Below are 12,090 nucleotides of genomic sequence, written 5' to 3' on the forward strand. Positions count from 1 at the left end.
AGTGCGGTGTCACTGGGTGCGGTTCTCGCCCCGGTAGTACTCGAAGACCCAGCCGAAGAGGCCGATCAGGAGCAGGGGGGCGGAGAAGTACAGGAGCCACCAGCCGAAGACGACGCCCATGAAGGCGAAGGCTCCGCCGACCGCCAGGGAGAGCGGCTGCCAGCTGTGCGGGGAGAAGAACCCCAGCTCGCCCGCCTCGTCGGCGACGTCGGCCTCCTTGTTGTCCTGGGCCATCGCGTCGACCCGGTTGGCCGTGAAGGCCAGGTAGAAGCCGATCATGATGGACAGCCCGAAGGCCAGGAAGAGCGCCGTGGTGCCGACCGGCTCCTTCGACCACAGTCCGTACACGGCGGCCATGGCGAGGATGAAGACGCTCAGCCAGATGAACATCTGTCCCTGGATCTTCACTTGCCTGCCTCCTTGCCGCCGGCGAGGGCCTTGTCCGACTCGGAGAGGTGGTCGAACTGTTCGAGCGCCGTGATCTCCGGGTGGTGCAGGTCGAACGCCGGGGATTCGGAACGGATCCGCGGCAGGGTGAGGAAGTTGTGCCGCGGCGGCGGGCAGGAGGTCGCCCACTCCAGCGAACGGCCGTAACCCCACGGGTCGTCGACCTCGATCTTCTTGCCGTACTTGGCGGTCTTCCACACGTTGTAGAAGAACGGCAGCATCGACAGGCCGAGCAGGAAGGAGGAGATCGTCGAGATCGTGTTCAGCGCGGTGAAGCCGTCGGCGTCGAGATAGTCCGCGTAACGCCGCGGCATGCCCTCGGCACCGAGCCAGTGCTGCACCAGGAACGTGCCGTGGAAGCCCACGAACAGCGTCCAGAACGTGATCTTGCCGAGCCGCTCGTCCAGCATCTTGCCGGTGAACTTCGGCCACCAGAAGTGGAATCCGGAGAACATCGCGAAGACCACGGTGCCGAAGATGACGTAGTGGAAGTGCGCGACGACGAAGTACGAGTCCGAGACGTGGAAGTCCATCGGGGGCGAGGCGAGGATGACGCCGGTCAGACCACCGAAGGTGAAGGTGATCAGGAAGCCGACGGCCCAGAGCATCGGTGTCTCGAAGGACAACGACCCCTTCCACATCGTGCCGATCCAGTTGAAGAACTTCACGCCTGTCGGTACGGCGATGAGGAACGTCATGAAGGAGAAGAACGGCAACAGCACACCGCCCGTGACGTACATGTGGTGCGCCCACACCGTCACGGAAAGGCCGGCGATGGCGATCGTCGCGGAGATCAGACCGATGTAGCCGAACATCGGCTTGCGGCTGAATACCGGGATGACCTCGGAAATGATTCCGAAGAATGGCAACGCGATGATGTACACCTCTGGATGGCCGAAGAACCAGAAGAGGTGTTGCCAGAGCAATGCGCCGCCATTGGCCGCGTCGAATACATGCGCACCGAATTTACGGTCGGCCTCCAGCGCGAAGAGCGCGGCGGCGAGGACCGGGAAGGCCAGCAGGACCAGAACACCGGTCAGCAGGACGTTCCAGGTGAAGATCGGCATGCGGAACATCGTCATGCCGGGGGCGCGCATGCAGATGATCGTGGTGATGAAGTTGACCGAACCGAGGATCGTGCCGAAGCCGGAGAAGGCCAGACCCATGATCCACATGTCGGCGCCGACACCCGGCGAACGGACCGCGTCCGAGAGCGGGGAGTAGGCGAACCAGCCGAAGTCGGCCGCGCCCTGCGGGGTGAGGAAGCCCGCCACCGCGATGAGCGAACCGAAGAGGTACAGCCAGTACGCGAACATGTTCAGCCGCGGGAACGCCACATCGGGCGCGCCGATCTGCAGCGGCATGATCCAGTTCGCGAATCCGGCGAACAGCGGCGTCGCGAACATCAGCAGCATGATCGTGCCGTGCATCGTGAACGCCTGGTTGAACTGCTCGTTCGACATGATCTGCGTGCCCGGACGGGCCAGCTCGGCGCGCATGAAGAGCGCCATGAGTCCGCCGATGCAGAAGAACACGAACGAGGTGACCAGGTAGAGCGTACCGATCGTCTTGTGGTCGGTGGTGGTCAGCCACTTCACGACGATGTTTCCCGGCTGCTTGCGCCGCACGGGCAGTTCGTCCTCGTACGAGTCGTCTGCCGGAGCGGCACCCTGAGGTTCGTTGAGGATGCTCACAGTTGGCTCTTCTCCGCATTCCTGGCCGGGTCCGTCTGCGCGATGCCCGCCGGCACGTAGCCCGTCTGACCCTTCTCAGCGAGCTCCTTGAGGTGCTGCTGGTAACGCTCCGGGGAGACGACCTTGACGTTGAAGAGCATCCGGGAGTGGTCGACTCCGCAGAGCTCGGCGCACTTGCCCATGAAGGTGCCCTCACGGGTGGCAGTGACCTCGAACGCGTTGGTGTGGCCCGGGATGACGTCCTGCTTCATGAGGAACGGCACCACCCAGAAGGAGTGGATGACGTCACGCGAAGTGAGGACGAAGCGGACCTTCTCCCCCTTCGGCAGCCACAGGGTCGGACCCGGGTTGCCGTTCTGCGGGTTACGGGTCCCGGGGATGCCCACGTCGTAGACGCCGCCGGCGCCCTCGGGGAAGTCCTTGCGGAACCGGTCGGGGATGGCGTCGAGTTCCTTGGGGAGCTCGGGGCCCGCCGCGGGCTGGCCGTCCACCTTCTCGATGTAGTTGAAGCCCCAGCTCCACTGGTAGCCGACCACGTTGATGGTATGGGCGGGCTTGTCGGAGAGCTCGAGGAGCTTCGACTCATCACGCGCGGTGAAGTAGAAGAGCACCGAGACGATGATGAGGGGAACCACTGTGTACAACGCCTCGATGGGCAGGTTGTACCTGGTCTGCTGGGGTACCTCCACCTTGGTCCGGCTACGCCGGTGGAAGAAGACGCTCCAGAGGATCAGCCCCCAGACAAGGACACCCGTGACGAGCGCTGCCGCCCACGAGCCTTGCCAGAGGGAGAGGATCCGAGGGGCCTCTTCCGTTACCGGTGTGGGCATTCCGAGGCGGGGAAAATCCTCCCAGTTGTATGAACAACCGGAGGCTGTCGCCAGGACCAGGCCCGCAGTCAGCACCTGCGGCAGCTTCCGCCGCATCGGGCGCCGCGACGAGCGGTCGGAGCCGTTGGGACTCACGTAGCGCCTTCCCGAGAGTCTCGCCCGCACGGTCGGCGCGCCCGTATGTCTCTGGTCGGTCGCCGGCCCTGACGCGGGCAGGGGTTTGGATGTTTATGCGGACCAAACCCTACTGGACGCTATTTGGGGTCGCGCGGGGAGGGTGCCCAACGCGCCGCCCGACACCCCCTGGGGATGGAATCCGGCCCTCCGGCCCTCATCTGACGGCCACTCGCCCGTCCGGAAGGGGCGGCCCCCGCCGAGGTGGGGCCGGGTGCGGGCTAGCGTGGCGGGGTGCCCTACTTCGATGCCGCCTCCGCCGCCCCCCTGCACCCCGTCGCACGCCAGGCGCTGCTTGCCGCGCTCGACGAGGGCTGGGCCGATCCCGCCAGGCTGTACCGGGAGGGGCGGCGGGCCCGGCTGCTGCTGGACGCGGCCCGGGAGGCGGCGGCGGAGGCCGTCGGATGCCGCCCGGACGAGCTGGTCTTCACCTCCTCGGGGACGACGGCGGTGCACGCCGGAATTGCCGGGGCTCTTTCGGGGCGTCGGCGTGTCGGCCGCCATCTGGCCCTCTCCGCGGTCGAACACTCGTCGGTACTCCATTCGGCGGCGGCCCACGAGGCGGCGGGCGGCTCGTTCACCGAGGTCCCGGTGGAGCGGTCCGGTGCGGTGGACCCCGCGGTGTTCGGCGGGGCGCTGCGGGCGGACACCGCGCTGGCCTGTCTCCAGTCGGCCAACCACGAGGTGGGCACCGAGCAGCCGGTGGCCGAGGTCGCCGCGCTCTGTACGGAGGCCGGGGTGCCGCTGCTGGTGGACGCGGCCCAGTCGCTCGGCTGGGGGCCGGTCCCGGCGGGCTGGTCGCTGCTGACGGCGAGCGCGCACAAGTGGGGCGGTCCGGCCGGGGTCGGGCTGCTCGCGGTCCGCAAGGGGACGCGCTTCTCGCCCCAAGGACCGGCCGGGGAGCGGGAGTCGGGGCGGGCGCCGGGGTTCGAGAACCTGCCGGCGATCGTGGCGGCGGCCGCCTCGCTGCGCGCGGTACGGGACGAGGCGGCGGCGGAGGCGGTGCGGCTGCGGGCCCTGGTGGACCGGATCCGGTCGGTGGTGGCCGAGCGGGTGCCCGATGTCGAGGTGGTGGGCGATCCGGTGCGGCGGCTGCCGCATCTGGTCACCTTCTCCTGTCTCTATGTCGACGGGGAGACCCTGCTGCATGAGCTGGACCGTAGGGAATTTTCCGTATCGTCCGGTTCGTCCTGCACCAGCAGCACCCTGACACCGAGCCATGTGCTCAAGGCGATGGGGGTGCTCTCGGAGGGGAACATCCGGGTGTCGCTGCCGCCGGGCACGGCCGGGGCGGACGTGGACCGCTTCCTGGAGGTCCTGCCGGGGGTGGTGGCCGGGGTACGCGAGCGGCTCGGCGCCCCGGTCGCCCCGCGCTCGACGCCCCCCTCCCCCGGCCCCGCCGCGTCCCTGGTGGTCGACGCGCTGGGCCGGCGCTGCCCGATCCCGGTGATCGAACTCGCAAAGGTGATCGGAGAGGTAGCGGTGGGCGCCACGGTGACGGTGCTCGCCGACGACGAGGCGGCCCGGCTGGACATCCCGGCCTGGTGCGAGATGCGGGGCCAGGAGTACGTGGGCGAGGAGCCGACGGACCGGGGTTCGGCCTATGTGGTCCGCCGGCTCGGCTGATCAGGCCAGGTGCTGACGGACGTCGGCGGCGGCCTCGTGACCGTACGCCTTGGTGAAGCGGTCCATGAAGTGGGTGCGGCGCAGGGTGTACTCCTGGGTGCCGACCGTCTCGATCACCAGGGTGGCGAGCATGCAGCCGACCTGGGCGGCGCGCTCCAGGCCGACGCCCCAGGCGAGGCCGGAGAGGAAGCCGGCCCGGAAGGCGTCGCCGACGCCGGTGGGGTCGGCCTTGGTCTCCTCCTCGGGGCAGCCGACCTCGATGACCGGCTCGCCGACCCGCTCGATCCGGACACCGCGGGCGCCGAGGGTGGTGACACGGTGGCCGACCTTGGCGAGGATCTGCTCGTCGCTCCAGCCGGTCTTGGACTCGATGAGCCCCTTCTCGTACTCGTTGGAGAAGAGGTAGGTGGCGCCGTCGAGGAGGATGCGGATCTCGTCGCCGTCCATCCGCGCGATCTGCTGCGAGAAGTCGGCGGCGAACGGGATGTTCCGGGAGCGGCACTCCTCCGTGTGGCGGAGCATCGCCTCCGGGTCGTCGGCGCCGATGGAGACGAGGTCCAGGCCGCCGACGCGGTCGGCGACGCTCTTCAGCTCGATGAGACGGGCCTCGCTCATCGCGCCCGTGTAGAAGGAGCCGATCTGGTTGTGGTCGGAGTCGGTGGTGCAGACGAAGCGGGCGGTGTGCAGCACCTCGGAGATCCGGACCGAACCGGTCTCGACGCCGTGCCGGTCGAGCCAGGCGCGGTACTCGTCGAAGTCGGATCCGGCGGCGCCCACCAGGATCGGCTTGGTGCCGAGCAGGCCCATCCCGAAGCAGATGTTGGCGGCGACACCGCCCCGGCGCACATCGAGGTTGTCGACCAGGAAGGACAGGGAGACCGTGTGCAGCTGATCCGCGACCAGCTGGTCGGCGAAGCGGCCGGGGAAGGTCATGAGGTGGTCAGTGGCGATCGAGCCGGTGACTGCAATACGCACGGGGAGGCTACTCCTGCGGAAGGCGAAGGGCCGTGAGTGCGCCCTCCGGGACGACGTGACAGTTCACGCTACCGGGTGAGCCGACGGCCGGGAAAAGGGAAAACTACCCGATAGTAGGGCTTTCTACCTGAGCTCGACCGTGGTTACGGTGCGGATATGTCGAAGCACACCGCATTGCCCGAGTCGGAATTGAGCCTGGCCGCACTGCGCGGAGACTGCGCGCGGATGGCTCCGCACTGGACGGCGCCGGTGAAGAGCGCGCCGGTTCCGGTGAAGCCGTCCCTGATCAACGGGGTGACGGTGCCGCCCTCGTCGGCGCGGCTGATCGACGCGATGTCCGAGTACGGCGACTGAGGGCGGCCCCGGCCGGGCCGGACGACACCATGTTTCGGCCCTTTCGTTGCAGGTTCCGGCGAAAACCGTACGGCGCCCGCGTCCGGGCCGCCGCCGGCCGGGGGAACCGCACGCTCCTCCGTTCCGTCCCATCGGTGTCCCCGTCCGGGGGCACGCGGTAGGCACCGCGACGGCAACGCAGCCGAAGGAGCGATCCGGTGAGCACCGAGCGACCCGACAACGACGTGACCGGCCCCCGGCGGCGGCGTCCGCCGCTCGCGGTGGCCTCGGTGGCCGCGGCCGTGCTGCTGGCCGGGGGCGGCGGGGCGTACTGGGCCTCGACCGCTTCGGGCGACGGCGGCAGGACGGACAGCGGCGCGGCGGCGAAGGGCGAGGCCCCGCCGCTGGCCCTGGATGCCGCCGCGGACGGCCCGGACCGGGCCGCCTCGTCCTCCGACACCCCTCCCCCGGGCATCGCCCCCGGTGAACCGGATCCGGGCGGCCCGCCCGTGACCTACCGGGCCGACGGCGACCTCCCGGACGGCCCGGACGAGGCGGCCGTCCACCACGCGAAGGGCACGGTCGCGTCGGCCGATGTCGCCCGGCTGGCGAAGGCGCTGGGCATCCCGGGCTCGCCGCGTACCGAGGGCGCGTCCTGGGTGGTCGGCGACGACGACGGCCCCGGTGCGCTCCTGAAGGTGACGAAGCAGGCGCCGGGCACGTGGACGTTCGCCCGCACCACCCCCACCACACCGTGCGAGCCGGGGAAGATGTGCGCGAACGGGCCCACGGAGCCGGGCGGCGACCCGGTGAGCGAGAAGGCGGCGAAGGCGGCCGCGGTCCCGGTGCTCAAGGCGGCCGGGCAGGACGACGCGGCGCTGAACGCTGGCCAGCTGATGGGCGACGTCCGGGTGGTCAACGCCGATCCGAAGATCGACGGGCTGCCGACGTACGGCTGGTCGACCGGGGTCCAGGTGGGCCCGGACGGCAAGGTGACCGGCGGCAGCGGACATCTGAAGGCGCTGGAGAATGGCGCCACCTATCCGACGGTCGGCGCGGACGAGGCGCTGAAGCAGCTGAACGCGGCGAGCCGGGGCAAGGGCGACGCCTCCGGTGACATCGGCGGCTGCGCCACCCCCGTCCCGCTGGAGGGTGAGCAGAAGTCCCCGTCGGACCCGCAGTGCGTGCCGTCGAACGGCAAGCGGGCCCCGGTGACGCAGACGGTCGAGGACGCGGTGTTCGGCCTGGCGCTGAACTACGTGGACGGCCGGCAGACGCTGGTGCCGTCCTGGCTGTTCACGGTCCGGCAGGCGCCGGGCGGTCCCGAGCACACGGTCACGCAGGTCGCCGTGGACCCGAAGTTCATCGAGAAGCCTCAGACGCCGACGCCCTCCGGGGACCGGAAGGTGACCTCGTACGGCGCGGACGGGCGGACCCTCGATGTGACCTTCTGGGGCGGTGTGTGCAGTACGTACACGGCGAGCGCCCAGGAGAGCGCGGGCCAGGTCCGGATCTCGGTCACGGAGAAGCCGCAGGAGGGCAAGAAGGCCTGCATCATGATCGCCAAGGAGCTGACCCGGACGGTGACGCTGGAGAAGCCGCTGGGCGACCGTACGGTGATCGACGCGGCCTCGGGCGGTGCGGTGCCGCGCGGCTGACGCGGACGGCGGCCGACGCCTGCACGGCACACGTACGGCGGCGGCCCCGGGAGTGATTCCCGGGGCCGCCGCCGTATGCCGTGTGTCCCGCCCTCGGCGTTTAGCTGAAGGAGTCGCCGCAGGCGCAGGAGCCGGTGGCGTTCGGGTTGTCGATCGTGAAGCCCTGCTTCTCGATGGTGTCGACGAAGTCGATGGAGGCGCCGCCCAGGTACGGGGCGCTCATCCGGTCGGTGACGACCTTGACACCGTCGAAGTCCTTCACGACGTCACCGTCGAGCGAACGCTCGTCGAAGAAGAGCTGGTAGCGCAGGCCCGAGCAACCGCCGGGCTGAACGGCGACGCGCAGCGCCAGGTCCTCGCGGCCCTCCTGCTCCAGCAGGCCCTTGACCTTGGCGGCGGCGGCGTCGGACAGGAGGATGCCGTCGCTCACGGTGGTGGTCTCGTCCGATACGGACATCTGCTTCTCTCCCGGGTTGTACGGACTGCTTGCCGACGGTTCAACCGCCTCGGCCGCGGATTCATTCCGGGCCAAGCGCTTGTCTGTTCCTTTTCATGCTCGCACACCCGGTCGCCCGGGGGATGCGTCACATCGACGCTATCGGCATCGTCAAAGTGACACGAAGCGGCTATGATAGATAGCGTCAAATAGACGAAAAGGCGCGTTCGCAGAAGCGCAGAGCAGAACGCAGAGAAGAAAGGGTGCGTGACGTGACCACGGCCCAGCCCCTGGACGTACAGCCGACACCCCTCGCGCTGCTGCTGCTCGGCCGCGAGGCCGACCCGAGGAGCGAGCGCGGCGTCGAATGCCCCGGCGACCTCCCCTCCCCGTCCGACCCGGACCTGGTGGAGCGCGCCCGCGCCGCCAAGGAGAAGCTCGGGGACAAGGTGTTCGTCCTCGGCCACCACTACCAGCGCGACGAGGTCATCCAGTTCGCGGACGTCACCGGCGACTCGTTCAAGCTGGCCCGTGACGCGGCCGCGCGCCCGGAGGCGGAGTACATCGTCTTCTGCGGTGTGCACTTCATGGCCGAGTCCGCCGACATCCTGACCACGGACGACCAGGCGGTCGTGCTGCCCGACCTGGCGGCCGGCTGCTCGATGGCCGACATGGCCACCGCCGAGCAGGTCGCCGAGTGCTGGGACGTGCTGACGGAGGCCGGGGTCGCCGACCAGGTGGTGCCCGTCTCGTACATGAACTCCTCCGCCGACATCAAGGCCTTCACCGGCAAGCACGGCGGCACGATCTGTACGTCCTCGAACGCGAAACGAGCCCTGGAGTGGGCCTTCGAGCAGGGCGAGAAGATCCTCTTCCTCCCCGACCAGCACCTGGGCCGCAACACGGCGGTACGGGACATGGGGATGAGCCTGGAGGACTGCGTCCTCTACAACCCGCACAAGCCGAACGGCGGCCTCACCGCCGAGCAGCTGCGGAACGCGAAGATGATCCTGTGGCGCGGGCACTGCTCGGTCCACGGCCGCTTCTCGGTCGAGTCGGTCGAGGACGTCCGGGCCCGGATGCCCGGGGTCAACGTGCTGGTGCACCCGGAGTGCAAGCACGAGGTCGTCGCCGCCGCGGACTACGTGGGCTCGACGGAGTACATCATCAAGGCCCTGGAGGCGGCCCCGCGCGGCTCGAAGTGGGCCATCGGCACGGAGCTGAACCTGGTCCGCCGCCTGGCGAACCGTTTCGCCGCGGAGGACAAGGAGATCGTCTTCCTCGACAAGACGGTCTGCTTCTGCTCGACGATGAACCGCATCGACCTGCCGCACCTGGTCTGGACCCTGGAGTCGCTGGCCGAGGGCAAGCTGGTCAACCGGATCGAGGTCGACCCGGAGACGGAGAAGTACGCCAAGCTCGCCCTGGAGCGGATGCTGGCGCTGCCGTAACGCCGCGCCCGTTCCGGGAACGCCCGGGAGCCCCGGTATGCCGCTGGTCGGCGTACCGGGGCTTTCGCGTGCCGGGCTCCCGTGTGCCGGGGCTTTCCCGTGCCGGGCGCTCGCGGTCCGGTGAGTGGGCGGGTTCCGGTCCGGCCGGTTCCTCCATACGGCAGCCGATGACACCACCGCGTAACTACGCTGCTACTCACCGCAGCGAACTGCGCGCGGGTGAGAACGGCGAGAACGGTGGGGCGGGCATGAACGACCAGGACCGTGGGGCGGGCGTGGGCGACGAGGCGCGTGAAGCGGGTGCGGGCGACGAGGCGCGGGCGGAGGAAGCCGGCGCGTTGGCGCGGGCGGAGCAAGAGGTACGCGACCGGCGCGACGCCGCCGAGCAGGACCCCGCCACCGGTCTGCCCGCCCTGGCCGGAGCCCTGCACCGGCTGTCGAACCTGCTCTCCGCCACCGGGGACCGCGCCGGTGCGCTGGCCACGGCGAAGGAGGCCGCGCGGATCTACGCCGAGCTCGGTACGCGGCGCCCCGGGGACTTCCAGGCCGAACTCGCCCTGGCCATGGGCGCGCTGGGCGACCGCGTGGCCGACACCGGGGACCCGGCGGCCGCCGTGCCGTTCGTGAAGCAGTCCGTACGGCTCCAGCGCGAGCTGGTCGAGGAGGACCAGCCGGGCGCGTCCGTCCCGGCGCTCGCGGAGTATCTCCTGAACTACGCCGCGCGGCTGGCGGACGCCGGGGAGACCGTGGCGGCCGTGCCGCAGGCGGAGGAGGCGGTCGGGCTGCTCCGGGGGCTCGCCGAGGAGGATCCGGACGCCTTCCTTCCACGGCTCTCCGCGGCTCTCCACGCGCTCGGCCACCATCGCGCGGCCGTGAGCGACACCTCCGGGGCGGTCGAAGCGGCCCACGAGGCGCGCGGCCGCTTCCGTCTGCTCGCCGCCCGGCGGCCCGAGTTCCGTCCGGAGCTGGCCGCGGTCATGGACGGCTTCGCCGGTCACCTCAACCAGGAGGGCGACACCGGGGCGGGTCTCCGGGTGGCCCGGGAAGCCGTGGCCCTCCACCGCGAGCTGGTCGCGGAGCGACCCGAGGCCTTCCGCCCGGGCCTCGCCGCCGCGCTGCGCACCCTCGCCCGGAGCCTGGCCGGCGCCGAAGGGCCGAAGGAGGCCTCGGTCCCGGCGCGGGAGGCCGTCGAGCTCCTGCGGGAGCAGGGCGACGCCGTCCTGGGCGAGCTGGCCGCCTCCCTCCAGCTGCTCGGCGCCCACCTGGAGCGGAGCGGGGACGCCGAGGGGGCGGTGGAGGCGTTCCGGGAGGCGCTGGCCCTGCACCGGTCGGCGGCGCTGGAGTCCCCCGGCGGCCCCGACGCCTCGCTGGTCTCCGCGCTCGACGACCTGGCCCGGGCGCTCGCCCGTACCGGCGAACACGCGGCGGCGGTCGAGGAGTTCGACGAGACCGTCAAGGAGTTCGCCGATGCCGCCCCGGCGACCGCCCGGCGGCTCGGCGTCGAGCGGAGCGCCTTCCTGCTGCGCTGCCCCGACCCCCGGCCCACGACCGGGGTCACCGAGCTGGTGACCTGGCTCGACGAGGACGCGGAGTCGGCCGGTGGCGCGGACGCGGTGACCGTACGGGCCCGGCAGGCGCTGCGCGCGTACGGGGACGGCGCTGCGGTGCGCACGGCGTGGGAGGAGGAGACCTTCACACCCGTGCCGGACTGGCTCGTCCTGTCCACGGAGACCCTGGATGTCGTCAGCGCCTGGATGTTCGCGCCGAACTGGCCCCGGTCGCGCGACTTCTGGTCCCGCAACGCCGAAGTCCTCGGCGGTGAGGAGGCGGCGACGGCCCTGGACGAGCTGGCGATCCTGCATCCGCACGGCGCGCGCCAGCACGCGCTGCTCCGCGACGCGGTCCTCGCCCACGGGGTGACCGCCGCCTACGACCAGCTGATCCTGCGGGAGCAGCTGGCCCAGTGGCTGGAGTGCGCGGACTGGAAGGAGTCGCGGGCCTACCTGGAGGAGCACCCGCGGCTGCTGACCGTGCGGCCGCCCGACGCCACGCCGCTGGCCCATGTCGCGATGCTCGACATCGGCCGCACCGAGGGCCTGGACGCCGCGTACCGGCTCGTCGAGGACCGCGAGGCCCTCCAGGCGTACGTGGACCGGGCGTTGGCGGCCGGGGACGGCGTCGCGCTGATGCACGGCGGGGGCATCGAGGGCCAGGTGTTCGGCGACCGGCTCTCCTCGCTCACCCATGCGCAGGTGGCGCTGGTGCTCGCGGGGGCCACCGGCGGCTTCGAACCGGACGACCTGGCCGCGCTCCGGCACAGGGCCCCCGAGGAGACCCGCGCCCGGCTGGTGCGGGAGACGGTCGCCCTGAGCGTCCGGCTCCCCGAGCAGCACGGGAAGGCCTGGCACCGAATCATCCGGGCGCTGGGCGGGGACGCCTGAGATCTCCCCGTACGCCGAAGGGGCC

Annotated in this window: 10 protein-coding genes; 5 read left to right on the forward strand and 5 right to left on the reverse strand. The window is 70.7% G+C overall.

The features are described 5' to 3' along the window. Nucleotides 1–9 precede the first annotated feature (9 nt). Genes ACSMXR_RS08065 through ctaC form a run of 3 tightly spaced genes read right to left on the reverse strand, consistent with a single transcriptional unit; the run spans nucleotide 10 to nucleotide 3,106 of the window. Nucleotides 10–408, reverse strand: coding sequence for a cytochrome c oxidase subunit 4 (locus ACSMXR_RS08065; RefSeq protein ID WP_030086552.1), 399 nt, complete (start codon nucleotides 406–408; stop codon nucleotides 10–12). Then, nucleotides 405–2,141 carry an aa3-type cytochrome oxidase subunit I gene (ctaD, locus tag ACSMXR_RS08070; protein WP_030622653.1) on the reverse strand — a complete coding sequence of 579 codons (1,737 nt, stop codon included), beginning with the start codon at nucleotides 2,139–2,141 and terminating at the stop codon, nucleotides 405–407. The genes ACSMXR_RS08065 and ctaD overlap by 4 nt, the downstream gene beginning before the upstream one ends. Further along, the gene (ctaC, locus tag ACSMXR_RS08075) at nucleotides 2,138–3,106 is read right to left on the reverse strand and encodes an aa3-type cytochrome oxidase subunit II (RefSeq protein WP_030080655.1); all 969 of its coding nucleotides are present in this window, start codon (nucleotides 3,104–3,106) and stop codon (nucleotides 2,138–2,140) included. Before ctaC ends, ctaD begins: the two co-directional genes overlap by 4 nt. Nucleotides 3,107–3,379: 273 nt before the next feature. On the opposite strand from ctaC, the gene ACSMXR_RS08080 reads away from it, so the two are divergent. Then, complete coding sequence (locus ACSMXR_RS08080) at nucleotides 3,380–4,771, forward strand: aminotransferase class V-fold PLP-dependent enzyme (protein ID WP_473171499.1); 1,392 nt, start codon at nucleotides 3,380–3,382, stop codon at nucleotides 4,769–4,771. Here the strand turns inward: ACSMXR_RS08080 and ACSMXR_RS08085 are convergent, their stop codons facing one another. After that, nucleotides 4,772–5,746 carry a carbohydrate kinase family protein gene (locus tag ACSMXR_RS08085; protein ID WP_137232730.1) on the reverse strand — a complete coding sequence of 325 codons (975 nt, stop codon included), beginning with the start codon at nucleotides 5,744–5,746 and terminating at the stop codon, nucleotides 4,772–4,774. It abuts the gene before it with no gap. Between the two features lie 156 nt (nucleotides 5,747–5,902). On the opposite strand from ACSMXR_RS08085, the gene ACSMXR_RS08090 reads away from it, so the two are divergent. After that, on the forward strand, nucleotides 5,903–6,100 hold the full coding sequence (locus ACSMXR_RS08090; protein ID WP_030080661.1) for a hypothetical protein: 198 nt from the start codon (nucleotides 5,903–5,905) through the stop codon (nucleotides 6,098–6,100). A 197-nt stretch (nucleotides 6,101–6,297) separates the two neighbouring features. Continuing rightward, complete coding sequence (locus ACSMXR_RS08095) at nucleotides 6,298–7,737, forward strand: hypothetical protein (RefSeq protein WP_473171500.1); 1,440 nt, start codon at nucleotides 6,298–6,300, stop codon at nucleotides 7,735–7,737. A gap of 100 nt (nucleotides 7,738–7,837) precedes the next feature. Here the strand turns inward: ACSMXR_RS08095 and ACSMXR_RS08100 are convergent, their stop codons facing one another. Then, nucleotides 7,838–8,194 (reverse strand): HesB/IscA family protein, encoded by a 357-nt coding sequence (locus ACSMXR_RS08100; protein ID WP_003969624.1) that lies wholly within the window; start codon nucleotides 8,192–8,194, stop codon nucleotides 7,838–7,840. A 242-nt stretch (nucleotides 8,195–8,436) separates the two neighbouring features. On the opposite strand from ACSMXR_RS08100, the gene nadA reads away from it, so the two are divergent. Beyond that, nucleotides 8,437–9,624 carry a quinolinate synthase NadA gene (nadA, locus tag ACSMXR_RS08105; RefSeq protein ID WP_170994567.1) on the forward strand — a complete coding sequence of 396 codons (1,188 nt, stop codon included), beginning with the start codon at nucleotides 8,437–8,439 and terminating at the stop codon, nucleotides 9,622–9,624. A 248-nt stretch (nucleotides 9,625–9,872) separates the two neighbouring features. Beyond that, complete coding sequence (locus ACSMXR_RS08110; RefSeq protein WP_473171501.1) at nucleotides 9,873–12,065, forward strand: tetratricopeptide repeat protein; 2,193 nt, start codon at nucleotides 9,873–9,875, stop codon at nucleotides 12,063–12,065. The last annotated feature ends 25 nt before the right edge of the window (nucleotides 12,066–12,090 follow it).

This window comes from Streptomyces sp. DSM 106670, from assembly GCF_055792845.1.

Coding starts and splice junctions, on each gene's coding strand:
- ACSMXR_RS08090 (WP_030080661.1), top strand. CDS start 5,903: ATGTCGAAGCACACCGCATTGCCCGAGTCGGAATTGAGCCTGGCCGCA.
- ACSMXR_RS08100 (WP_003969624.1), bottom strand. CDS start 8,194: ATGTCCGTATCGGACGAGACCACCACCGTGAGCGACGGCATCCTCCTG.
- ACSMXR_RS08110 (WP_473171501.1), top strand. CDS start 9,873: ATGAACGACCAGGACCGTGGGGCGGGCGTGGGCGACGAGGCGCGTGAA.